The 22,819-nt window shown below is 56.0% G+C and carries 20 protein-coding genes; 15 read left to right on the plus strand and 5 right to left on the minus strand.

Going from position 1 to position 22,819, the window contains the following annotated elements:
• The first annotated feature begins 47 nt into the window (after positions 1 to 47).
• The 5 genes from QMG93_RS08335 to abc-f all read left to right on the plus strand — a co-directional run bounded on the left by QMG93_RS08335 (position 48) and on the right by abc-f (position 6,904).
• A complete protein-coding gene (locus QMG93_RS08335) occupies positions 48 to 857 on the plus strand; it encodes a hypothetical protein (RefSeq protein WP_281935320.1) in 810 nt (269 codons plus the stop codon).
• A 250-nt stretch (positions 858 to 1,107) separates the two neighbouring features.
• The gene (locus QMG93_RS08340) at positions 1,108 to 1,641 is read left to right on the plus strand and encodes a hypothetical protein (RefSeq protein WP_025849531.1); all 534 of its coding nucleotides are present in this window, start codon (positions 1,108 to 1,110) and stop codon (positions 1,639 to 1,641) included.
• Between the two features lie 24 nt (positions 1,642 to 1,665).
• Positions 1,666 to 3,201, plus strand: a complete 1,536-nt coding sequence (locus QMG93_RS08345; protein WP_281935323.1) for a flotillin family protein — start codon at positions 1,666 to 1,668, stop codon at positions 3,199 to 3,201.
• Positions 3,202 to 3,331: 130 nt separating this feature from the next.
• Positions 3,332 to 4,726 carry an MATE family efflux transporter gene (locus QMG93_RS08350; RefSeq protein ID WP_281935324.1) on the plus strand — a complete coding sequence of 465 codons (1,395 nt, stop codon included), beginning with the start codon at positions 3,332 to 3,334 and terminating at the stop codon, positions 4,724 to 4,726.
• 354 nt (positions 4,727 to 5,080) lie between these two features.
• Complete coding sequence (abc-f, locus tag QMG93_RS08355) at positions 5,081 to 6,904, plus strand: ribosomal protection-like ABC-F family protein (RefSeq protein WP_281935326.1); 1,824 nt, start codon at positions 5,081 to 5,083, stop codon at positions 6,902 to 6,904.
• Between the two features lie 85 nt (positions 6,905 to 6,989).
• Here the strand turns inward: abc-f and QMG93_RS08360 are convergent, their stop codons facing one another.
• Entirely contained in the window at positions 6,990 to 8,273 is a 1,284-nt protein-coding gene (locus tag QMG93_RS08360) for an MFS transporter (RefSeq protein ID WP_281935328.1), read from the minus strand.
• A 69-nt stretch (positions 8,274 to 8,342) separates the two neighbouring features.
• Positions 8,343 to 8,939, minus strand: a complete 597-nt coding sequence (locus tag QMG93_RS08365) for a TetR/AcrR family transcriptional regulator (RefSeq protein ID WP_281935330.1) — start codon at positions 8,937 to 8,939, stop codon at positions 8,343 to 8,345.
• 257 nt (positions 8,940 to 9,196) lie between these two features.
• On the opposite strand from QMG93_RS08365, the gene QMG93_RS08370 reads away from it, so the two are divergent.
• The 5 genes from QMG93_RS08370 (at position 9,197) to QMG93_RS08390 (ending at position 14,768) form a co-directional block, all read left to right on the plus strand.
• A complete protein-coding gene (locus tag QMG93_RS08370; protein WP_281935331.1) occupies positions 9,197 to 10,255 on the plus strand; it encodes a Bug family tripartite tricarboxylate transporter substrate binding protein in 1,059 nt (352 codons plus the stop codon).
• 19 nt (positions 10,256 to 10,274) lie between these two features.
• A complete protein-coding gene (locus QMG93_RS08375; protein WP_281935332.1) occupies positions 10,275 to 10,742 on the plus strand; it encodes a tripartite tricarboxylate transporter TctB family protein in 468 nt (155 codons plus the stop codon).
• Between the two features lie 53 nt (positions 10,743 to 10,795).
• A complete protein-coding gene (locus QMG93_RS08380) occupies positions 10,796 to 12,322 on the plus strand; it encodes a tripartite tricarboxylate transporter permease (RefSeq protein WP_281935333.1) in 1,527 nt (508 codons plus the stop codon).
• Positions 12,323 to 12,435: 113 nt separating this feature from the next.
• Positions 12,436 to 14,043: a sensor histidine kinase gene (locus QMG93_RS08385; protein ID WP_281935335.1), complete on the plus strand. Its 1,608-nt coding sequence runs from the start codon at positions 12,436 to 12,438 to the stop codon at positions 14,041 to 14,043.
• On the plus strand, positions 14,040 to 14,768 hold the full coding sequence (locus QMG93_RS08390) for a response regulator (RefSeq protein ID WP_281935337.1): 729 nt from the start codon (positions 14,040 to 14,042) through the stop codon (positions 14,766 to 14,768). Before QMG93_RS08385 ends, QMG93_RS08390 begins: the two co-directional genes overlap by 4 nt.
• 10 nt (positions 14,769 to 14,778) lie before the next feature.
• Here QMG93_RS08390 and udk read toward each other — a convergent pair whose 3' ends face one another.
• Entirely contained in the window at positions 14,779 to 15,393 is a 615-nt protein-coding gene (gene udk, locus QMG93_RS08395) for a uridine kinase (RefSeq protein WP_281935338.1), read from the minus strand.
• A gap of 165 nt (positions 15,394 to 15,558) precedes the next feature.
• Here udk and QMG93_RS08400 point away from each other — a divergent pair, with 165 nt between their 5' ends.
• From QMG93_RS08400 to QMG93_RS08420, 5 genes are all read left to right on the plus strand, one after another.
• Entirely contained in the window at positions 15,559 to 16,374 is an 816-nt protein-coding gene (locus QMG93_RS08400; protein WP_281935340.1) for an SDR family oxidoreductase, read from the plus strand.
• A 130-nt stretch (positions 16,375 to 16,504) separates the two neighbouring features.
• Positions 16,505 to 16,897 carry a hypothetical protein gene (locus QMG93_RS08405; RefSeq protein WP_281935342.1) on the plus strand — a complete coding sequence of 131 codons (393 nt, stop codon included), beginning with the start codon at positions 16,505 to 16,507 and terminating at the stop codon, positions 16,895 to 16,897.
• A gap of 183 nt (positions 16,898 to 17,080) precedes the next feature.
• Complete coding sequence (locus QMG93_RS08410; RefSeq protein ID WP_281935343.1) at positions 17,081 to 18,250, plus strand: iron-containing alcohol dehydrogenase; 1,170 nt, start codon at positions 17,081 to 17,083, stop codon at positions 18,248 to 18,250.
• Between the two features lie 18 nt (positions 18,251 to 18,268).
• A complete protein-coding gene (locus tag QMG93_RS08415) occupies positions 18,269 to 19,471 on the plus strand; it encodes an MFS transporter (RefSeq protein WP_281935346.1) in 1,203 nt (400 codons plus the stop codon).
• 168 nt (positions 19,472 to 19,639) lie between these two features.
• Complete coding sequence (locus QMG93_RS08420) at positions 19,640 to 20,074, plus strand: hypothetical protein (protein ID WP_281935347.1); 435 nt, start codon at positions 19,640 to 19,642, stop codon at positions 20,072 to 20,074.
• A 63-nt stretch (positions 20,075 to 20,137) separates the two neighbouring features.
• Here the strand turns inward: QMG93_RS08420 and alr are convergent, their stop codons facing one another.
• Both alr and ald read right to left on the minus strand, forming a co-directional pair.
• The gene (gene alr / locus QMG93_RS08425; protein ID WP_281935348.1) at positions 20,138 to 21,382 is read right to left on the minus strand and encodes an alanine racemase; all 1,245 of its coding nucleotides are present in this window, start codon (positions 21,380 to 21,382) and stop codon (positions 20,138 to 20,140) included.
• A 190-nt stretch (positions 21,383 to 21,572) separates the two neighbouring features.
• Entirely contained in the window at positions 21,573 to 22,703 is a 1,131-nt protein-coding gene (gene ald, locus QMG93_RS08430) for an alanine dehydrogenase (protein ID WP_281935349.1), read from the minus strand.
• Positions 22,704 to 22,819 lie beyond the last annotated feature (116 nt).

A 22,819-nucleotide genomic window follows, 5' to 3' on the forward strand; every position in this document is an offset into this window, starting at 1 on the left:
GACTACGAATCTATGACTATGATTTCCGATGAAATGGGGATGCGCCGATGATAGCTGTTCTGAGAAACCGTCTGGCCCGCGGAAACGAACGTCAGCTCCAGCTTTTGCTTGCGGGATTTTTGCTGGGCAATTTAATTGCCGTCATTTTGTCCGCCTATTGGACAACCCCTCGGGAAAAGCCGGTTCCCGTTCATTATACATACGCCACGTATGCGGCGGCGAACGGAGTGAAGCTGCATGCGATGCGGACGGCTCCCGACAATATCGAGCTGAAGCATATCGTGACCAACGTGACTGCGACGGCCGATTACGGGATTAACGGAGGCTTTTTCTGGAACGGCGACCTGCTCAGTATAGCGGTTGTCAACGGCAAGCCGCTGAAGGACGAACCCCACGATTACGGTTCCGGATGGTACAACATCGATTATCCGAAAGGGACGCTCGTCTGGGACGAAGTGACGCGGTCGTTCTCCGTGCAGGTGGCGATCGAGGCCGGCGAGCTGAAAATGACCGATCCGAACCGCTACTGGGCGCAAGGCGGGGTCAGCATGTCGCTTGGGGCGGAGGAGCGCTGGATCGAGCAGGCGAAAAAGGAGGACATGCCGGCATTTGACGATCCGAGGCTGCGCTCGGGAGCCGTGTTCGACCGGCAGCAGAACCTGTGGCTGCTCGTATCGGACAAGCCGTGCACCGTCGAACAATTTCGCCGGGCGGTGCTTGAGACGATTTCGCCGGGACGGCTGGTCGACGGCATTTTTCTGGACGGCGACGGCTCCTCGCAGATGCAGAACGGACAAGTCCGTCTTAAGGGAGACTCCCGGGAGGTTTATCAGATGTTAGCGCTTAAGTCGAAGTAAACGCGACCGTGGGAATGACTTCCGAAATAATACGCGATAAAAGCCGACCCTTAACATAAAGGAGTCGGCTTTATATACGTATAGCCTACGGATTGTAAACGAAACGAAATGTTAAGTGATCAATGCGTGCCGCGTCACTTCCTGATTTTAAATATATAAGGAAAATAGAGGTAAAAAAAACGAAACTTTTACGCGTATGATGCGTATTACGAATGGAGTACATAACCCTAGACGGTCGGGAGGGAAGGACATGCTTGGAGTGTATTGGGGGCTGCTGATTACCGGCGTCCTATTCGCCTTGGTGACGGTGCTGCTCGGCGACTTGCTCAGCAACGCACTGGACGGGATGTTCGATTTCATGTCCGGCGACGTGCTTCACTGGCTGCAGCCGATGGTGCTCTTCAGCGCAATTACAGTGCTCGGCGGGGCCGGGGTGCTGCTGACGGGCTATACGTCTTTGGTGGCTGGGGCGGTCTTTGTCCTATCCCTGCTGGCCGCTGCTGCATCTGCCGTGCTGATTTATTTTGTCTACGTGAAGCCGATGGAGAGAACCGAAAATTCGGTCGCCTTCTCGATGCAGGACTTGGTCGGCCGCATCGGCGAGGTGACCGTGCCCATCCCCGCGCGGGGCAGCGGCGAGGTCGTGATGCGGATCGGCGGCGGCGTGACGAATCAAATTGCGGAAAGCTTCGACGGGACGGAGATTGCGGCAGGTCTCAAGGTTGTGACGGTGGAAGTGAAGGACGGCGCACTGCTTGTGTCTTGTCTGGACTCCAATCATTAATTACTTATCGAAGGAGCGATGCAGATGGATGGAATAAGCGATGCCTTGTTGGTACCCATAATTGTCGTTGCCGTCATCGTCGTGTTAGGCCTGGCGTTCTGGGCGCGGTACAAAACGGTCAGCCCGGACGAAGCGATGATCGTGACCGGTTCGTTTCTGGGCAGCAAAAATGTCTTGACGGACGACAGCGGACGCAAAATCAAAATCGTACGCGGCGGCGGTTCGTTCATTCTTCCCGTGTTCCAGCGGGCCGAGTTTTTGTCGCTCTTGTCGCACAAGCTCGATGTCTCGACTCCCGAAGTATATACGGAGCAAGGGGTGCCGGTGCTTGCCGACGGCGTGGCGATCATCAAGATCGGCGGGTCCGTCGAGGATGTTGCTACCGCGGCGGAGCAGTTTATGGGCAAGCCGACGGAAGCGCTTAAAGGAGAGGCGCAGGAAGTGCTGGAAGGCCACCTGCGGGCCATTCTCGGCTCGATGACGGTGGAGGAGGTGTACCGGAACCGGGACCGCTTCGCGCAGGAGGTGCAGGGCGTCGCAGCCAAGGATTTGAAGAAAATGGGGCTGCAAATCGTTTCCTTTACGATTAAGGACGTCCGCGACAAGCAGGGTTATCTGGAGGCGCTCGGGAAGCCGAGAATTGCCGCCGTGAAGCGGGATGCGGAAATCGCCGAAGCGGAAGCGCTCCGCGATTCGCGGATTCAGAAGGCGCGCGCCGAGGAGGAAGGGCAGAAGGCCGAGCTGCTGCGGGACACGAACATCGCCGAGGCTTCGAAGGAGAAGGAGCTGAAGGTAGCCGCCTTCAAGAAGGATCAGGATATGGCCCGCGCGGAAGCGGATCAGGCGTACCACATCCAGGAGGCGCGTTCGAAGCAAAGCGTGGTCGAGGAGCAAATGCGCGTCGAGCTCGTGCGGAAGGAACGCGAAATCGACCTCGAAGCGAAGGAGATTCTTCGCCGCGAGAAGCAGTATGACGCCGAGGTGAAGAAGAAGGCGGACGCCGACCGGTATGCGGTCGTTCAGGCGGCGGAAGCGGAGAAGGCGAAGCAGATCACGCAAGCGGACGCCATGCAGTACCGCATCGAAGCGGAAGCGAAAGCGCAGGCGGAGCAGAAGCGGCTTGAAGGTCTGGCGATCGCGGATGCCGAGCGGGCCAAAGGGACGGCGGAGGCGGAGGTGATTCGGCTGCGCGGCTTGGCCGAAGCGGAAGCGAAGCAGAAGCTCGCGGAGGCGTTCGAGAAGTTCGGCGAGGCGGCCGTTCTCGACATCATCGTCAAGATGCTGCCGGAGCTGGCGGGCAAGGTGGCCGAGCCGATCAAATCGATCGACAAGCTTACGGTCGTCGATACCGGTCATGGCGAAGGCGCGGCGCGGGTCAGCAACTATGTGACGCAGTTGATGGCGACGGCCCCGGAAATGCTGAAGAGCGTCAGCGGACTGGACGTGGAGAAGCTGGTCAAAAGCTTGACGAATCGCACGAGTCAGCAGAATTCCGTGGCGAATCAACCGGCTCTCGTCCCGGCTCCCGCCGCCGATTCGGCTGCAAAGCCGGAAGCGTAAGCGGGGTTAGGCAGGCGGTCGATTTACGCGCGGACTGTTCTGGATTATAATGGAGAAAGCGGCACGTTACCGCGTGTGCGCATCAAGGGCGGCCTCCCGGGCCGCTTTTCTTTTCTCCGGAGGGATTACAATGCCTAAAACAAACGCTGCAAGCGTCAATTTGACGGAAGGTCCTATCGCCAAGAAGCTGCTGCTGTTCGCTCTGCCGGTGCTGATGGGCAACGTGCTCCAATCGTTGAATGGAACGATCAACTCGATCTGGGTTGGCAATTATCTTGGTGAGAGCGCTTTCGCCGCCACTTCCAACGCAAACAATATTATGTTTTTCCTGCTTAGCCTTGTATTCGGCATCGGGATGGCTTCCACAATTTTGATCGGACAAAGCATTGGCGCTCAAAATGAGGAGCAAGCCAAGCGCGTGGTCGGTACGAGCGCGCTGTTTTTTATTACCCTGGCGGTGATCATCACCGTGATCGGTTTTATTTTCTCGTCAACGATTCTGGAATGGATGCAGACGCCCAAAGATGCAATGCCTTATGCCATCGCGTATTTGCGCATTATTTTTGTCGGCGTGCCGTTCATGTTCTTTTACAATTTCGTGATGATGATCATGCGGGGCGCGGGGGATTCCAAGACGCCGTTCTACTTTTTGCTGCTGTCAACCGTGATCGATATCGTGCTGAATCCCGTATTTATCTTCGGGTGGGGGCCGATTCCCCGGCTCGAAACGGCCGGCGCGGCCGTAGCCACGGTCATCGCACAGCTGGTAAGTCTGGTCGGCCTGATCGTCTATTTGTACCGGACGCGCTATTTTTTGCGCCTGACCCGTGCGGATCGGAGATATATTCGGCTGGACCGGCAAATTATCGTCTCGCTTGTCAAAAAAGGGCTGCCGATGGGCTTGCAAATGATGGTCGTCTCGACCAGCGTCATTGCCATCGTCAGTCTGGTGAACAGCTTCGGCTCGATGGCAACCGCAGCATTCGGTGCAGCGATGCAGCTTTCGAGCTATGTCCAAATGCCGGCGATGGCGATCGGCGGCGCCGTGTCGACGCTGGCTGCGCAGAACGTCGGAGCGGGCAAATGGGACCGGGTGCATAAGACGACGCTGCTTGGGATTGCATTCAACTTCGTGATGACGGGCGCAGTCGTCGGATTGATCTATGTGTTCAACCAGCAAGCGCTGCAATTGTTTCTGCAGGACGAGGCGGCCATCGCCATCGGAATGAACATCAATCATATTACGCTGTGGGCGTTCGTACTCTTCGGGATTACGTTCGTCGTCTCTGGCGTCGTTCGTTCGACCGGCGCGGTCATGGTGCCGCTGCTTACCGCCTTCCTGGCGCTCTGGTGCATCCGTGTACCGCTGGCCTACTACCTGGGTAATACGTTCGGGCTCGAAGCGCTCTGGTGGAGCTTTCCCATCGGCTTTTGCATCAGCATTGTGATATCCGTTGCTTATTACGTGTGGGGGAATTGGCGCAGCGCCAAGATGCTGACTCCGGAGCCGGGTCAGGCGGGGTAGCGGTGATGAAAGTTTTCGTATAACGAATTCCTCCCTTGGATTACGAAGGAACGTTATGGTAAAGTGAATTCAACTTATCCTTGTGAAACCGGAGGACTTGTGCGGCGATGATATGATAACACGTTATCCTAGGAACAAATTGCAGGAATGCAAACGTTTTTCCCCGGGGAAAAGCGTACGGGATACGTGTGCCCACGAGAGTCCATTCGATCGAACGACGAACGGTTAGCAAGCTGCCGGGCCGGACGGTTTTTTCCGTATGCGCCTGCGCTGCTTGTCCTCTCTTATGCATGCATATGACCGTAAGCCCCGGGCTGCGGTTTTTTTGTTGTCATGAAATGGAGGAATGTCACAATGCTAATCGTAAAAGCAACGGATTTACGCAAGGAATGGGACGGCACGGTCTTGTTCGAGAACGTGTCCCTAGAGATTGCCGAAGGGCAGCGGATCGCGATCTTCGGACGGAACGGTACGGGCAAAACGACGCTTCTAAAAGGACTGCTGGGTCAAACGGCGTTCGATCACGGAAGCGTGCATCGGCATTTGCCTTTGGAGGAGTGGGGGTGGCTGGAGCAGCATCCTGCCGGAGTCCGGGAGAAGACGGTGCTGGACTTCGTGCTGTCCGGCTCGGAGAGCCGCTATGCGCTGAGGCTTCGGCTGGAGGATTTGCAGCGGCGGATGAGTCAGGAGGAAACGGCGGAGCTGCTGGATCGGTACGGAGAGCTGCACGAACGCTATATGCAGCAGGGCGGCTATGGTTGGGAGCTTCAAGCGGACAAATGCTTGCACCGGGTGAAGCTTGATCCAAGCTTATGGCAGCAGCCTTTTCACTGTTTGAGCGGGGGACAGAAAACGAGGGCGCAGCTTGCGAGGCTGATGGTTCGGGAGCCGAAATTCATTGTGCTCGACGAACCGACCAACCATCTCGACGAAGAAACGTTAAGCTGGCTGGAGCAGTGGCTGCGGCAGTACGCAGGCACTGTGCTGTTTGTTTCGCACGACCGGTATTTTCTGGACCGAACGGCGTCGGCGATTTACGAGCTGACCGGACAGGGCGGCCGGATGTACCCAGGAGGTTATTCGGATTACCGCAAGCAGAAGGATATTGAATTGAAGTCGCAAGAAGCGTTGTATAAAAAGCAGGAGCAGGCCCGCGAGAAGCTTCTGGAGAGCATCCGGCGATACCAGCAGTGGTTTAACCAAGCGCACCAAGCTGCGGGGCAAAACGATTTTTTGCGCTCGAAGGCGAAAAAGAACGTTTCCCGGCTCAAGGCGAAGGAAGCGGCGCTCGAACGGCTTGACCGGGACCGGGTGCGGAAGCCCCGTGAGGAAGGAAGCCTGCATATGCAGCTTCAGGACCGGCCGTTTGCGGCCGGGACACTGCTGCGGATCGAGAATGTTCGCTTTGCCTACGATGACGGCAGACAAATCTTTCAGGCGCTGAGCGCGAGCGTTAATCGGGGGGACCGGGTCGCAGTCATCGGACCGAACGGAGCAGGCAAAACGACGCTGCTGCGGCTCATGACCGGGAGCTTAACCCCGGCCTCGGGCAAAGTCAAGCTTCATCCGCAGACGAAAATCGGTTACTTCGCGCAGGAACTCGACCAGTTGGACCTGGACGAGACGATTCTGGATAGCCTGCTGCGGCTGCCGGATATGACCCAGTCCCACGCACGGACCATTCTGGGCTGCTTCCTGTTCAGCGGGGACGAGGCGTTTAAACGGATCGGCGACTTGAGTATGGGCGAGAAATGCCGGGTCGCGTTTCTCCATCTGTATTTTGGCGGGTTCAATCTGCTTGTACTGGATGAGCCGACGAATTATTTGGACATCCACACGCGGGAGAAAGTCGAGGAGGCGCTGCTCGAATACCAAGGGGCGCTTGTCCTTGTTTCGCATGACCGGTATCTGCTGCGAAACATCGCCAACCGGCTGCTAATCTTGAACGGTACGGGGGCAGCGGCTTTCCCGGGAACGTATGACGAATATACGACCAAGCGAAGAGATGCCGATACCTCGGCGGAAAACCAGCGGCAGGAGAACGAAATCGGCCGGTTGGAGCTTAGGCTGACCCAGTTGATGGCAGAGCCGGAGCCGGAGCTTGATGCGGACCGGCAGCGGTTGATGGCCGACATTAAGAGGCTGAGCGCGCTGCTTATAAGCTTGAAGCAATCGTAAGCACGACAAAAAGCAGATGCCTTTCGGGACGGAATAAACCCTTCCTGAAAGGCATCTTTCATTACAGCTGACGGATCACTTGAAACTATAAAGTTGGCAGCGACTCTTTCTTGGCCATGCCCGCCTTCGTCTCTGGCTCGTTCGTCATCTGGCCGGAAGGGAACGACAATTGCAGGCTGATGCAGGCGGCGGCAGCGACAAGCGCTGCAGAGATGAAGAACGTTGTCATCAACGAGGTCGAGCTCATCAACAGCCCGGCAGCTCCCGAGCCGATCAAGACGCCTCCGGTCATGAGCGGAGCCAGAATACCGTTCGTTCGTCCGATGTAGTCGGCATGCACCAGTTTAATCATGAACGTGCTGAGCACGATTTGCAGGAAAGCTTCCGTAATCCCGACGAAAAAGCGCATGGAGGCCGTTACGAGGACCCACCGGGACAGCACTTCGCAAGCGATCGAAGCAGCCAAGATCAGCAGGCCGAGAAACATGACCGTCTTGGCGAACCGTTGAACGCGGGAGGAAAGCGCTGCGGCAAGCAGCCCTCCAAGAAGCATCCCGATCCCGGAAACGGCATAGAACCACTGTAAATTTTCTTTGTGGAGGCCGAGCCGTTCGATCAGAATATAGACGTCGAGCGGTTGAATGATCCCGACAGCGAGACCGATCAAAGTGAAGATAGCGGCGATAACGACCAAGTTCCGGTTCTGCTTGACGTAGCGAAAGCCCTCGGCCATGTCCTGCATGATCGTGCTGTGAGCCGATTCCGTAGAACGCTCCGATGATGGGAGCCCGATTTGAATGATCGCCGCAAGCAAAAATAATCCGATCAGCACGAACAACGAATACTGGATGCCCAGCGTCGTGTAAATCGCCGTGCCGATCATCGGTCCGACAATAACGAAGATCGACATCAAGCCTTGAGTAATGCTGACGGCCAAGCCGACCTGTTCCTCGGGAACGTGCTTTTTGAACAGGATGGAGGAGGACGGCTGCGAGAATTGGCTGACTACCGCGGATACGATCGTCGCTACGAAGACGGCCTGCCACAGGCCGGACATCATACACAGCGCAATGATTCCGATCGAGATCGCGCTCAAGGTATCTCCAGCGATAACCGTTTTCTTCGGGTTCCAACGATCCGCGAAGGTGCCGCCGATGAACGAGAAAATAAAGATCGGCAAATATTCGAACATCGTGAGCAGAGAGACGGCAACCGGATCGTTATTGGTCATCTCCATGACATAAAAGAGCAGGGCGATATTGCGCGTCCATATCGCAAGCTGCTGCAGCAGGTCGGCGAAAGCTACGATTTGGAATACGCGGTTTCGCCATAAGGGTGGATGAATGTTGGGGATAGGCGAATGACTCATAAATAAATCCTCCTTCATAATAAACTGACCGTCCGGTTTAATAAGGCTCGAAAAAAGACGGAAAACCGCTCAGTCAGGCCGAATTCCGTTCAGAATCGTGTCGATCGCCTTGCGATGAATGGCAATCAATTGGTCCATCGAATAATTTTCATAATAAGTGGCGCCCAAGCCGCCAAGCGTTCCCATGACAATGAAAGTTAATTGCTCGGGGTCGTCTTTTTTGAATTCTCCCTTATCCATGCCGGCCTGCAGCACGTTCTTTACATGCTGGTGGGGCGTCTTGGCAAGCGTCAGCAAATAGTTCAGGATGTCGGGATCGGCGGTTTGACTGCCGGAAAATTCCTCTGCCGCTTTCATGAGAGGATTTTGAAGATCGAGCGCAAAATGATCGGCCAGCGCGTATAGCCGTTCGGTTTCGCTCGTCAAGGAAGACGACAGCTTCGTCCATTGCTCAATCCATTCCTGCATGTTCTCGTCCAGCAATTTCAGGAACAGAGCTTCTTTGCTTTTGAAGTGATAGTAGATGCTGCCTTTGCTCATGCCGGAGTTCACGCGAATATCGTCAATCGACGTGGCACTGTATCCTTTTTGGACAAACAGCTCCTTGGCGGTGGCGAGTATGTGTTTGCGGGTCTGTTCCGCTTCTTCGGGACGTTTGCGTGCCATCGTGCACCTCAACTATTAATCTGACCGTCCGGTCTAATTGTTAGAATAAAGGAAGCGGAGCGAAATTGCAAGTCGCTCGAACGCAAAAACATCTTTGAACATTTCGTGAACAGAATGAGCAAAATGCGCACAATGCGAATTATTCAACTTATGATCAGAAGCTAGGCTCATGAAAGCGCTTAATGCTACAATGACGAAGCAATCAAAAAGAAAGCGCTATCAAGTAAAGACAAAACCAAAAATGGAGGTCCTCACTTATGATATTGAAAACGCTATCCAACAAATCTTGGAAAATCGCGCTCACCGGCGCGCTGGCGCTCAGTTTAACGGCATGCGGTGCGGGCGGGGGCGCTCCACAATCAAATGACGGAGCCAAGCCGGCCGCCTCCGGCAAATCGTCCTCGTACCCCGAGAAGCCTATCGTCATCGTCGCTCCGTCTGGCGCAGGCGGCGGCTGGGACAAGACGGCGCGGTCCGTCGCCAAGACGCTTGGCGAGAGCAAGGCGGTCGGTCAGCCCATCACTGTGGAAAATAAGCCGGGCGGCGGCGGAGCGGTCTTCATGGCCGAATATGCGACGAAGGACAAGAAAGACAATTACAAGCTGTTCGTCAGCTCGCCGCCAATTCTGATCAACAACTTGAAGAAGGAAGGCAACAGCCCGTACGGGCACAAGGATACGACGCCGCTGGCGCAGCTTACGAAGGACTACGGCGCGCTTGTCGTTAGCGCGAACTCGAAGTTTAAAGATATGAAATCGGTGATCGAAGCGCTGAAGACCGATCCGACGAAGGTAACGGTTGCGGGAGGCTCGGCGCCGGGCTCGATGGATCATCTGATTGCCGTGCTTCCGGCCTACAAGTCGGGGATCGATCCGAAGAAAGTAAAGTACGTTTCGTACGATGGCGGCGGCGAAGCGATGACCTCACTGCTTGGCGGCAACGCGGATGTGATTGCGACCGACGCTTCCAGCGTAGGCGAATATGTCAAAGCGGGCAAGGTGCGCGTGCTGGCCGTGACGGCACCGAACCGGCTCTCCGGCGAGTTGAAAGACGTCCCGACGCTTAAGGAGCAGGGCATCGACGCCGAATTTAACATTTGGCGCGGCATCTTCGGTCCGAAGGAAATGGGCAAGGACGAGCTTGCCTTCTGGGATGCCAAGCTGAAAGAAATGTCCGATTCCGAAGGCTGGAAAAAAGAGCTTCAGGCGAACGTATGGGAGAAAGATTACAAGAACGCGGCCGACTTCAAAACGTTCCTCGCCCAACAGGAATCGCAGGTGAAGGACATGCTGACGGCGCTCGGCATGGCGAAGTAAGGACAAGGAGGTTGGTCCGATGAGCAAAGCATTTGACCGCACGATGTCGATCGTTTTTCTCGCGGTCGGAACGGCATTCGCTTACGGCAGTTTATCGATTTCCAGCAGCGCCTACGGAAGCCATGTGGGGCCGAACATCTTTCCGCTCGGCCTTGGCATTCTGCTGATGCTGATCAGCTTGAGGCTGTTCTACGAAACATTGAAATACCCGGCCGCTCCTAAAGGGGAAGGCCGCGTAGCGAGGCTGGACTATAAGCGGTTTCTCGTCATTTTGTCTTCCGCGATCGGCTATATTATGCTGCTTGAAGAAATCGGCTATGTGATCAGTACGTTTATTTTTCTGATGATCGGCTTTCAAACGATGGAACGGGGAAAATGGCTGTACTCGGCCATGATTTCCGCAGGCTTTTCCATCGGCGTCTATTACGTCTATGTCGAATTGCTGAAGGGCACTTTGCCGGGCTTGCCTTCTTGGCTGGGCCTCTGAGCGAATGCTTGCGAGACGGCAATCGTTCGGATTGCTAGGGAGGGAAGGGCTTCATGGATACGTTACAATATTTGCTCAGCGGGTTTGCTACGGCGCTGATCTGGTACAACTTGCTGTTTGCCTTTGCCGGCGTATTGATCGGGACGATGGTCGGTGTTCTTCCGGGGATCGGGCCTATCAGCGGGGTCGCTCTGCTGATCCCGGTCACTACCTCGCTTACAAGCGGACTGCCGCCGGAAGCTGCCGCGACCAGCTCGATCATCCTGCTGGCCGGCGTTTATTACGGAGCGATGTACGGCGGCTCGACCACCTCGATCCTGCTCAATACGCCGGGGGAATCGTCCTCCGTCGTTACCGCCCTGGACGGTTACCCGATGGCGAAGCAGGGCCGGGCAGGGGCGGCGCTCTCGATTGCGGCCATTGGTTCTTTCGTCGCAGGCTTAATTTCCTTGATCGGGCTGGTGCTTCTGGCCGAGCCGTTGTCGAACGTGGCGCTCAAAATGGGTCCCGCCGAAGAATTTTCGCTCATGGTGCTTGGACTGTGCGCGTTAAGCGGACTGGCCGGGAAATCGATCACGAAAGCGCTGCTGATGACGGCATTCGGCTTGGCGCTGGCGACGATCGGAATTGACGCGGTGTCGGGCGTGGCGCGCTTTACGTTTGACATTCCCGAGCTGTATCAGGGCATCGAGTTCTTGACCGTCGCCGTCGGGATGTTCGCCCTTGGGGAAGTGTTCAAAACCATCCTCGAGAAGGATGCGGACACCGGCGAAATTGCGAAAATCAACCGCATCCTGCCGACGAAGCAGGATTTGAAGGACAGTGCGATGCCGATTGTGCGCGGCTCGCTCGTCGGCTTCTTCAAAGGCATCGTCCCCGGATCCGGGGCGACCTTGGCCTCGTTCCTCTCGTACCTGCTCGAGAAAAAAATCAGCAAGCATCCGGAGAAATTCGGCAAAGGCGCCATCGAAGGCGTCGCCGGTCCGGAATCGGCCAACAACGCCGCATCGGGCGGCGCGATGATTCCGCTGCTGATGCTTGGCATTCCCGGGACGGGCACGACTGCCGTGCTCATGGGGGCGCTTATCATGTACAACGTGCAGCCGGGTCCGCTGCTGTTCGAGGAGCACCCTAGCATCGCTTGGGGTCTTATCGCCAGTATGTTTATCGGAAATGTCATGCTGCTGCTGCTCAACATGCCATTGGTGAAGGTGTTTGCCAAAATTATCGAAACGCCGGCGAAATACTTGATTCCGATTATCGTGACGATCTCCATCTTCGGCGTATACGCCGTGCAGATGTCCGTCTTTCATTTATTGCTGCTGCTAGCGTGCGGGGTTGCCGGCTATTTTCTTTCGAAGAACGACTACCCGATCGCGCCCCTCGTTCTCGGGTTGGTCCTCGGACCAATGATCGAAAACAACATGCGGCGGGCGCTGACCATATCCAGTGGCGACTTTTCCATCTTCGTCATGAAGCCGGTGTCCCTGATCTTCCTGATCATCGCCGTGCTGTGGCTCGCCATTCCGTTTGTGATGAAGCTGCGCGGCAAAAAAGTGATCGTCAACGAAGAAGTGTAAAGCGGGACGAATCCCGTTCCGAAACCATCCCCGGGCAGGTCCAGCTTATTGGGCTCCCGGGGCTTTGTGTCGGTTGAGGCCGGATGTGGTATCATAGGAAGAAGGGGGAGTTTATGCGCTTACAAACGAAGCTGATTTTGCTCATATGCACACTCCTTTTCTCCGTGCTTACGGTAGCGGCGGGGGTTGTCGAATATATGGTGACTTCCATGATGGAAGACCAGATCGGAACCCGGGCGCTCAAGGTGGCGGAGACGGTGGCGGAAATTCCCGAAATTCGCCAAGCGTTCAAGCTTGCGGAGCCGTCGTCCGTCATTCAGCCGCTTGCCGAGCAAATTCGCGAAAAGACGGGGGCCTTGTACTTGGTCATCGGCAACCGCGAAGGCATACGGTACTCCCATCCGGTGCCTGAGCGGATCGGCAAAGAAATGGTCGGCGGCGACAACGGTCCGGTGCTCGAAGGCAAATCGATCATCTCCAAGGCGGAAGGCTCTATGGGGCCTTCGCTGCGCGGGAAAGTGCCGATCCGGGGCGAGGACGGGGACGTGATCGGCATCGTATCAGTGGGCTTCCTCCTGGACGATATTAACCGATGGGATGATGTGTATCAGCGGCGGATTTTGCTTATTTCCCTTGCCGCTTTAGCCGTAGCGATGGCCGGAGCCGTCGTGATTGCGAAAGGCGTCCGGCGTTCGATTCACGGTCTGGAACCAGAAGAAATCGGAACGCTTTATATGGAGAAGAAAGCGATTCTCGAATCGATCCGCGAAGCGATACTCGCGGTGGACCGCAACGGCTTGATCACCTTGGCGAATCAGCAGACGCTGCGCATCCTGGGGCTTCCCGACGATACCAAGCTGATCGGCAAGCCGATCCGGGAAATCGTTCCGAAATCCCGGCTGCTCACGGTGGCTCGCACCGGCCAGTCCGAATTCGACGTCGAGATGATTATGCACGGTCAAGAGGTCGTTGCGAACCGGGTGCCGGTGTTCAATAGGCAAAACGAAGTTATCGGCGCCGTAGTCAGCTTCCGCAGCAAGTCGGAGGTGTATCGGCTCGCGGAGGAGCTGTCCCAGGTCAAGAGGTTCGCCGAGGGGCTGCGGGCGCAAACCCACGAATATTCCAATAAGCTGTACGTCATCTCCGGTCTCATCCAGCTCGAATCGTATCAAGAGGCCGTTGAGATGATTTCCAAGGAAACGGATGTGCACCAAAATTTCATTCAGTTTATTATGCGGGAAATTCCCGACCCGGTAATCGGAGGATTGTTAATCGGCAAATACAACCGCGCCCACGAGCTGAAAATCAAGTTTGAGATCGATCCCGAAACCTCGTTCAAGGATGTGCCCGCCCGGGTCGACCGGGATCTGCTCGTGACGATCATCGGTAATTTAACGGACAACGCCATGGAAGCGCTGCTCGATTATTATGCCGCCGAAGAGAAGAAGGTGACCTTGTTTCTGAGCGATTACGGCGAAGACCTGATGATCGAATGCGAGGACAACGGTCCGGGCATTCCGGGCGAATGGGCGGAGAATATTTTCCAGAAAGGCGTATCGAGCAAAGAGGGCGAGCATCGGGGCATCGGCCTTGCGCTCGTCAAGCATGCCGTGGATAAGCTCGGCGGCCGGATCTTGCACGAACCGTCAGGGGAGGGCGGCACCGTGTTCTCGGTTGTCATTCCGAAACGGGTCGAACCGAAGAAAGGGGAAGGAACTTGAAGGCTGACGCTGCGAATGCGACCCCGCCGATCCGCGTACTGATCGTCGAAGACGATGAGCGCATCGCGGAGATTAACCGGCGCTTCGTCGAGAAAGTGCCAGGGTTCGGCGTCGTCGGCATAGCGACCGACGAGCCGCAGGCGCTTGAGCTGCTGAGCGTGCTGGAGCCGGATCTGGTGCTGCTCGACATTTATTTTCCGGAAACCAGCGGGCTTGAGCTGCTTCGTACCATCGGCCAGCAGCACCGGCAGGCGGATGTCATCATGATTACCGCGGCCAAGGAGGTCGAAGCCGTCCGCGAAGCGATCCGCGGCGGCGTCTTCGATTATATTATTAAGCCGGTGCTCTTCAACAGAATGCAGGAGACGCTGCAGCGGTACGAATCGTTTCATCGGACGATCAAGCAGCTGCGTCAGGAGAACGCCTCGATCGGCCAGGACGAGATCGACCGACTGCTACAGGGCAGCGCAAAAAAAGAAGCCCCCGGTCCGGGAGCTTCCCTGCCCAAAGGCATCGACAAGCTGACGCTGGATAAAATCGTCCAGGCGATCTCCGAGGCGAACGCGCCGCTCACCGCGGAAGAAACGGCGAAGCGAGTCGGCGTCAGCCGCTCTACGGCAAGGCGCTACTTGGAGCATTTGGCGGAAGACGGCAAGCTTCGCGCCGATTTGTCTTACGGGGACGTCGGCCGCCCGGAGCGGGTGTACTTTCGAAAAAATAAATGAGGTAAATTGTTTATTCCGTTAAATATTTTTCCGTCAAAATCGACAGCAACTGGATGCCGACTTCATTGTGCCCGCCCTCGGGAATGATGAGGTCGGCATATTTTTTGGACGGCTCGATGAAGGCTTCGTGCATCGGCTTGACCGTCGTCAAATATTGGTCGTACACGGATTGGATCGACCGGCCGCGTTCCTCGATATCGCGCAGCACTCTGCGGAGAATCCGTACGTCCGGGTCGGTGTCAACGAACACCTTGATATCCAAAATGCCGCGAAGCTGCTCGTCCGACAACACGTGGAGCCCCTCGATCATGACGATTTTGTTCGGCTTCAGTTCGACGGTATGGGTGGTTGAGCGCGCATGCTTGGAAAAATCGTAGACGGGTGCGGTCACGACCTCGTGGTTCTTGAGCTGCTTCAAATGCACCAGCAGCAATTCGTTATCGAAGGCGAACGGATGATCGTAATTGATCGATTCCCGTTCCGTTAGGGATATATGCGAGTGATCCTTGTAGTAGTTGTCCTGCGAAATAAACGTCACTTTGTCGGATCCGAGCCGGTCGATAACGGAGCGTGCGACCGTCGTTTTGCCCGAACCTGTGCCTCCTGCGATACCGATGATTAACATAAAGGGGAAAATGCCTCCTGCCGCGTAAGATCAAACTTCAATTTTAGTATTGTAGCACAAATGCCCCCGGAACACGAGTCCGGTCGGACCTTGTCACATATTCTTCGGAGCTTTTGGCAAAATAACGCTATTGCCGAACATTATAAGACAAAGGGGCGAGAACGGATGAGCGTACAGACGCTGCAACAACCTAACATGACGCTTCCGGGGCTGAAAGACAAAGTCGCGGTCGTCACCGGCGCCGGTTCGGGGATCGGCCGCGCCGCCGCCATGGCCTTGGCGAAGCAGGGAGCGAAGGTATGTCTGCTCGACCTGCTGAACGATCGCACCGAGCAGGTCAAGCAGGAGCTGACGGCCATGCAGGCCCAGACGATCACGGTGGACGTGGACGTGTCCGACCCGCTGCGGGTGAAGCAGGCGATCGATACGGCAGCGGGAACGTGGGGACGGCTTGACGTCGTCTTTGCCAATGCGGGGATCAACGGCGTGCTGGCGCCGATCGAGGATATGAAGCCGGAAGATTGGGACCATACGCTGTTCGTCAATCTGAAAGGGACGTTTCTGTGCGTGAAATATGCGATTCCTCATATGAAGCAAAAGGGCGGGAGCATCATCGTTACCAGCTCGATCAACGGCAGCCGCGTCTTCTCGAACTTCGGAATGTCGGCGTACAGCACGTCCAAGGCGGGTCAGATCGCTTTTGCGAAGATGGCGGCGCTTGAGCTTGCCCGTTATAAAATTCGGGTGAACGCCGTCTGCCCGGGTTCGATCAAAACCCACATCAATCAAAGCACGCATCCGTCGCCGGAGCTGGAGAAAGTCAAGATCAAGGTGGAATATCCGGAGGGCAATCAGCCTCTGGAGCACGGTCCCGGACAGCCGGGGCAGGTGGCCGATCTGGTCGCTTTTCTCGCGTCCGACGCTTCGAGCCACATTACCGGAACGGAAATCTTCATCGACGGGGCGGAGTCGTTGATCTAACCGAACGGGACGTGTAGCGCGGGGAAGCCTTTTATGGTATGCTCGCTTCAAGGTCTAAGCTCCGTTCGGATCGGAACGTTCGAGGCAATCCGCCGAACAGCTGCCTACGGCTCTGGGAGGGGGAGAGAGCATGAACGAATTTATCAAGATCAAGGGGCTGGAGGGAGAACTGAAAATTTCTCATAAAAAGAGGGATTTCGGACTAACGGTCTCGACCAAAGAGCTCGTTTTCCAAAAGCCGCATACCAATTATCATATCAAGCTTGAAGATATTATCAGCATCTTGCCTTACGAACCGCCGTCCGGCGCCCGTCCGATTACGTTCCGAAAAAATGGCTCCTCCGGAAGCGAGACCGTCAGCATGCAATCCGGAATGCCGCATTACCGTCTGTACGTGAAAGAAGCGACGGTGCATAACCGCAGCGGCATATTTCGCCTTGACGGTGCGCAGTTCGTATTGCCGATATTGCGCGATTTGCTGCTCGCGATTTCTCAGTACGGCGGCCTCAAAAGCATCACTTGACAGCTTTTCCATATCTAGCCCTGTGCAGCGCGATGCTGGCCGTAGGGCTTTTTTTGCGGCGAAAATTGCGAAACGGTTGCGGGCATGTCTTGTGAAAAGAATGTCGAATTTCGTATGCTAGTACTGCAGTTCGGTACCTAGTATAATATATAGAATGCATGAATAACGAAGGAGGAAATGACGATGAATTCGTTTGATTTTCATAATCCTACCAAAATCTTGTTCGGTGAGGGCAAGCTGGAGCGGCTCGGCGAGCAAGTTGCGGCCTGCGGCAGCAAAACGGTGCTGCTCGTTTATGGCGGCGGAAGCATCAAAAAGACCGGGCTGTACGATCGCGTGCTCTCTCAGCTTACCAATGCGGGTGTTCGAACCGTCGAACTGCCCGGCGTCGAGCCGAATCCCCGGGTCACGACGGTGCGCAAGGGAATCGAGCTGTGCCGCGCGGAAGGCGTCGATTTGATTCTGGCCGTAGGCGGGGGCAGCGTGATCGATGCAGCTAAAGCCGTGGCCGTCGGCGTTCCGTATGAGGGAGACGTCTGGGATTTTCTGATGCGGAAAGCGAAAATTACGGCGGCGCTGCCGCTTGGCACGGTGTTGACCTTATCGGCAACGGGCTCCGAAATGAACGGCAACGCCGTCATCACCAACTGGGAAGAAAAGCTGAAGAAATCGTTCGCCAGCATTTACGCTTATCCCAAATTTTCCATTCTGGACCCGACGCTGACGTACTCGGTGCCCGCGGATCAAACGGTGAACGGGATCGTGGACATGATGTCGCACGTCTTCGAGCAATATTTTAGCCTCACGCCGGATACGCCTCTGCAAGAGCGGCTTTGCGAATCGATCCTGCAAACGATCATCGAGAACGGCGAACGGGCTCTCGCGGAGCCGCAGCATTACGAGGCTCGCGCGAACCTGATGCTGTGCGGCACCTATGCGCTGAACGGCGGCATGATCAGCGTCGGCGTGCAGACCGACTGGGCGACGCATGCTATCGAGCACGAGGTGAGCGCGATCTATGATATTGCGCATGCGGCGGGACTTTCCGTTTTATTCCCGAACTGGATGAAGTATGTATACCGCAGCCGTCCGGACCGGTTCGTGCAGTTTGCCGTCAGGGTGTGGAACATCGATCCCGCAGGCAAAAGTGAAGAAGAAATCGCGTTGGCCGGCATTCAGGCCACAAGAGATTATTTTACGCGCATCGGCGCGCATGCCCGTCTGGCCGATCTCGGTATCGGGGACAGCGAAATCGGTCGAATGGCGAAGGAAGCCGTTAAGTTCGGCCCGATCGGATCGTTCAAAGTGCTGCATGAGGACGATGTGAAGGCCATTCTGCAGCTAAGCTTATAAGAGGGAAGAAAACTCATCATGAATTCGACAACCGCAGAGCGAATGAACCATACTATCTTTGTGCTGGTCACTTTGCTATATTGGTGCTCGCTCTATGTTTACGTGCCGATTCTGTCGCCATACCTCGATCATCTGGGCGCCTCCTACACGATGGCCGGGATCGTGCTCGGCAGCTACGGTTTGACGCAGATCGTGCTGCGTCTGCCGCTCGGGATCACGTCCGACCGTTTCAAGAGCCGGAAGCCGTTCATCTTGCTCGGCATGCTGTGCACCGCGGCCAGTTGCCTATGCTTCGCCTTGGGCGAGCAGCTTGGCTGGGCGTTCGCTGGCCGTGTGCTGTCGGGAGTAGGTGCCTCGACCTGGGTTGCTTTTACCGTCATGTATGCCGGATTATACCGCGGCGAACAAGCGACCCGGGCGATGGGCACGATCAGCCTGCTCACCGTCGCCGGGCAGCTTTTCGGCATGAGCATGAGCGGCTACTTGGTCAAATTCGGCGGGTGGAACGCCGCATTCTGGACCGGGGCGGTCATCGGACTGGCCGGACTGGCGCTGGCCTTTCTGCTGAAGGAACCGAAGGAAAGCGGCGATCGTTCGTCCATGCGTTTCGCCGACCTCGCGCCGGTCATGAAGGATAGACTGCTGCTCAAGGTTTCTTCGTTGTCCATTTTGGCGCACAGCGTCTTGTTTATTACGATGTTCGGTTTTACGCCTTCGTACGCCTTATCGCTGGGGGCGGACGAGGCCGGGCTGACGCTGCTTGTATTTGCATTCATGATTCCGCACGCGGTTAGCTCGTTTATGACCGGCAAAGTATTTGCACCTCGCTTCGGAGCGTGGAACGTCGTGCTGCTCGGCTTTGCGGTCAGTGCCGTGTGCTCAGCGGCAACGTCGCTGGTGCCCGGCTTCGGGCTGCTGCTGCTGACGCAGGCGATAAACGGATTTTTCCAAGGGCTGCATTTCCCGCTGCTCCTGGGGCTCTCGATACAGCACATTCCGGAACAAAAGCGGGCTACGGCGATGGGACTGTACCAAGCGGTGTACGCAATCGGCATGTTTGCGGGGCCGTTTTTGGCCGGCGGCTTAAACGAGTGGGCGGGACTCAAGAGCGGCTTTTATTTGGCCGGGGTGCTCGGGATGAGCGCCGTGGGCTTGACCTTGTTCTGGTTCAGGCCCCGCCGTCAGCGTTCGGACGCCTCGCAGCCGTCGCTTAGCAGATAGCGCGTATACAAACCAGACTGTCGAGAAATTTTCGACAGTCATTTTTTTAATGAAAAAGAGTTCCAAGCGTCTTTTATAAATATGCTATCGCATCTGGACGAGTAACCACACTTCTTATGCAAGCTGCGCATCTACTAATAATGCGAAACTTCCAGAAGAGGTGATTCTATGGCTTGTGCTTGTACTCGTTCAGTACGAAAAGGGAAAGCGAAGGCGGCGAAGCGGGCAACCACTCAATCGAGTTCTTGTCCTTGTAAAGTCCATAATGCGGGGCTCAGATTCCGGAGCAAAAAAGGAAATCTGCTTACGTTTGAAGTCATCTTCAACTCCAAATGCACTCCATGTACGAGCAGCCCCCTTATTACGTTCTCGATTCCCAAGGTGTTCCGCGGCAAAGCGCGTATCGTTAAGGTTATTCAAGAGTTGGTTACCGTAGATGCAACCTCTCTGGCCGACTTCGTGCTGGCGGCCAAAGTTCAGAACCGCTGCATCAAACCGTTGTCCGAACGGAAATGCGTGTTCAAAGTCGTGTCATCTTGCTCGCAAACCAGAAAGCTCCGGGTCATTAACGGACAACGGGTCGACGGTTTTTGCCTGACTTAGAACGAGCTTGAGAATACAACGAAACGGGCAGGGGAGACCCTGCCCGTTTGTCGTGCCGTCTTGTCATATAAAACGCGTGGATATTGTCCGGCCTTCCTTCACATAAACCCGGGGAACCCGGGCGCCAATGCCGCATACGATCTCATAATGGATCGTATGCGCATGGCTTGCGACATCGGCGGCGGTCACTTTGTCTTCCGGCGCGCCGAAAAGCAAAACTTCGTCGCCGGGCTTCGCGTCCGGAATCGCGGTAACGTCAAGCATCAACTGATCCATGCAGATCGTTCCAGCGATCGGCGCAGACTGCCCGCGTACCGTCGCGGTTCCCTTGTTGGAGAGCGCCCGCGGCATACCGTCCGCGTATCCGATGGGCACCGTGGCGATTCTGGTATCTTGATCGGAGGCAAACGTGCACCCGTAGCTGACCGGCTCCAACGCCGGAACGTCCTTGAGCGATACGATTCGCGATAGGAGCCGCATGGCCGGTTTGAGTGGAGCGCCTGCGATAACGCCTCTTACCGACGGCTTCAAGCCGTATAAGCCGATTCCGACACGCACCATGTCCAAGTGCATATGCAGATAAGCAATGGTTGCGGCGGTGTTGCAGCAGTGCCAGAGAGGAACGGAGATACCGGCTTCCTCAAAAGCGCCGCGAAATTCGCGAAACCTCGCAAATTGCAGCTCCGTGTATGCCGGACTCGGATGGTCCGCATTGGCAAAATGCGTAAATATACCCTCCAGCGTCACATAAGGGCTCTCGTTCACACGCCGGGCGAGCTGCAGTGCAGCATCTGGTGCCGTAATCCCGAGCCGGTTCATCCCGGTCTCGATCTTGAGGTGAATCCGGGCTGCCCGGCTCAAGCTTTCCGCTTCGCGCATCACCGTTTCGAGCGCCTCGCCGCTAAACACCGTCAGCGTCACATCGGCCGCCACGGCCTCCCGGATCGCTTCCGGAGGCGTGTGACCGAGCACAAGGATCGGGGCGGCAATGCCGGCCGACCGCAGGCGGAGCGCCTCATCCAGAAAAGCGACTCCGAGGCGGTCCGCACCTGCGCTCAGTGCCGTCCTGGCGGTTTCCACCGCGCCGTGGCCGTACCCGTTCGCCTTGACCACCGCCATCCACTGGCAGCCGGGCTGGAGAAGCGACTTGAAGTACGCCGCGTTCGTGGCGATGGCATCAAGCGAGATTTCCGCCAGCGTCGGACGGTGGCTAAAACTGCCGTCCCAATCGGCGTAGTCCGGCTCGGGCATAATCGAACGGGGGAGCTCTTCGTGCGGTTTCACAATCCTATCGTTCCTTGTGTGCATGGTGTGCTGCTCCTTCGTGGTAGATATAGAATTTATAAGTTATCAGCGGAGTTGATGAATTCTATATCGCAAGTAAAGTTTCCACTAAAACACGAATGTTTCTTCCTCGAAAAGGCTTCGATAAGAAGCTTTTCTTATGATTTACTGAATAAATAATAATCTCCCCCGAGGGCGGGGGAGTTTTGCTTTTTTATCGGCTGGATACGGTTTCCAGCGCCTTCTGTGCAGGCACATAGTCGTAATTCAGATCTTTTGCTACCGCTTCGTACGTGATGGCGCCGCCTGCCGTTGTAAGACCTTTGGCCAAAGCCGGGCTGTCGGCGATCGCTTGCTTCACGCCTTTGTTCGCGATTTGCAGCGCGTATGGAATCGTCACGTTCGTCAGGGCGATGGTGGAGGTATTCGGAACCGCACCCGGCATATTGGCTACCGCATAGTGGACTACGCCGTGCTTGACATACGTAGGCGCATCGTGGGTCGTGATCCGGTCAACTGTAGCGAAAATTCCGCCCTGATCGATGGCAACGTCGACAACAACGGAGCCTGGCGACATGCTACTCACCATATCTTCGCTAACCAGCTTAGGCGCTTTGGCTCCCGGAATGAGCACCGCTCCGATGACGAGATCGGATTGACGGACCGCTTGGGCGATGTTATAAGGATTGGACATGAGCGTCTGAATTTGCGGACCGAACTGATCGTCAAGCTGACGAAGGCGGTCTGCGCTCAAATCGATGACCGTTACATCCGCGCCTAAGCCGACTGCGATTTTCGCCGCATTCGTGCCGACTACGCCGCCGCCGATGACCGTGACTTTCGCCCGCTGTACTCCGGGCACGCCAGCGAGCAGCACGCCTTTGCCGCCATACGGCTTCTCCAGAAACTGCGCTCCGATTTGCGTCGCCATCCGTCCGGCAACCTCGCTCATCGGGGTCAAAAGCGGGAGCGTACGGTTGACTTCAACCGTTTCGTATGCAATGGAAACGACACCCGATTTCGTCAAGGCCGCGGCCAATTCCGCATCGGCTGCCAAGTGCAGATAGGTGAACAAGATCAAGCCTTCCCGGAAATATCCGTATTCGGAAGGAAGCGGTTCTTTGACCTTCATAATCATTTGGGATTTTTCCCAAACCTCTTGCGCGGCATCGGCCATCAAGGCTCCGGCCGCCGCATATTGCTCGTCCGTAAATCCGCTGCCGAGACCTGCTCCTTTTTCAATATACACGCTATGTCCCGACTGTACAACCGTGGATACGCCGGCAGGCGTAATGGCCACGCGGTTTTCATTGTTTTTAATTTCTTTCGGCACGCCGATAATCATTATTGCCATCTCCCTCGATAATGTGGTTGGATCGTTTGGTAAGCTGAGTATATCGAACAAATCCGGCGGTTTTCTTCGTGAAACGAGCTGAAAAGAATTGGATGCTTTTGTGTTTT

The sequence above is a fragment of the Paenibacillus tyrphae genome (genome assembly GCF_027925525.1).
Classification (GTDB): domain Bacteria; phylum Bacillota; class Bacilli; order Paenibacillales; family NBRC-103111; genus Paenibacillus_G; species Paenibacillus_G tyrfis_B.

What these genes read in the sequence shown, in the direction of transcription:
- QMG93_RS08335 (WP_281935320.1), top strand. Translation starts at nt 48, where the DNA reads ATGATAGCTGTTCTGAGAAACCGTCTGGCCCGCGGAAACGAACGTCAG.
- QMG93_RS08340 (WP_025849531.1), top strand. Translation starts at nt 1,108, where the DNA reads ATGCTTGGAGTGTATTGGGGGCTGCTGATTACCGGCGTCCTATTCGCC.
- QMG93_RS08380 (WP_281935333.1), top strand. Translation starts at nt 10,796, where the DNA reads ATGGATACGTTACAATATTTGCTCAGCGGGTTTGCTACGGCGCTGATC.
- QMG93_RS08405 (WP_281935342.1), top strand. Translation starts at nt 16,505, where the DNA reads ATGAACGAATTTATCAAGATCAAGGGGCTGGAGGGAGAACTGAAAATT.
- QMG93_RS08375 (WP_281935332.1), top strand. Translation starts at nt 10,275, where the DNA reads ATGAGCAAAGCATTTGACCGCACGATGTCGATCGTTTTTCTCGCGGTC.
- QMG93_RS08370 (WP_281935331.1), top strand. Translation starts at nt 9,197, where the DNA reads ATGATATTGAAAACGCTATCCAACAAATCTTGGAAAATCGCGCTCACC.
- QMG93_RS08385 (WP_281935335.1), top strand. Translation starts at nt 12,436, where the DNA reads ATGCGCTTACAAACGAAGCTGATTTTGCTCATATGCACACTCCTTTTC.
- abc-f (WP_281935326.1), top strand. Translation starts at nt 5,081, where the DNA reads ATGCTAATCGTAAAAGCAACGGATTTACGCAAGGAATGGGACGGCACG.
- QMG93_RS08400 (WP_281935340.1), top strand. Translation starts at nt 15,559, where the DNA reads ATGAGCGTACAGACGCTGCAACAACCTAACATGACGCTTCCGGGGCTG.
- QMG93_RS08360 (WP_281935328.1), bottom strand. Translation starts at nt 8,273, where the DNA reads ATGAGTCATTCGCCTATCCCCAACATTCATCCACCCTTATGGCGAAAC.
- alr (WP_281935348.1), bottom strand. Translation starts at nt 21,382, where the DNA reads ATGCACACAAGGAACGATAGGATTGTGAAACCGCACGAAGAGCTCCCC.
- QMG93_RS08350 (WP_281935324.1), top strand. Translation starts at nt 3,332, where the DNA reads ATGCCTAAAACAAACGCTGCAAGCGTCAATTTGACGGAAGGTCCTATC.
- QMG93_RS08415 (WP_281935346.1), top strand. Translation starts at nt 18,269, where the DNA reads ATGAATTCGACAACCGCAGAGCGAATGAACCATACTATCTTTGTGCTG.
- ald (WP_281935349.1), bottom strand. Translation starts at nt 22,703, where the DNA reads ATGATTATCGGCGTGCCGAAAGAAATTAAAAACAATGAAAACCGCGTG.
- udk (WP_281935338.1), bottom strand. Translation starts at nt 15,393, where the DNA reads ATGTTAATCATCGGTATCGCAGGAGGCACAGGTTCGGGCAAAACGACG.
- QMG93_RS08345 (WP_281935323.1), top strand. Translation starts at nt 1,666, where the DNA reads ATGGATGGAATAAGCGATGCCTTGTTGGTACCCATAATTGTCGTTGCC.
- QMG93_RS08410 (WP_281935343.1), top strand. Translation starts at nt 17,081, where the DNA reads ATGAATTCGTTTGATTTTCATAATCCTACCAAAATCTTGTTCGGTGAG.
- QMG93_RS08365 (WP_281935330.1), bottom strand. Translation starts at nt 8,939, where the DNA reads ATGGCACGCAAACGTCCCGAAGAAGCGGAACAGACCCGCAAACACATA.
- QMG93_RS08420 (WP_281935347.1), top strand. Translation starts at nt 19,640, where the DNA reads ATGGCTTGTGCTTGTACTCGTTCAGTACGAAAAGGGAAAGCGAAGGCG.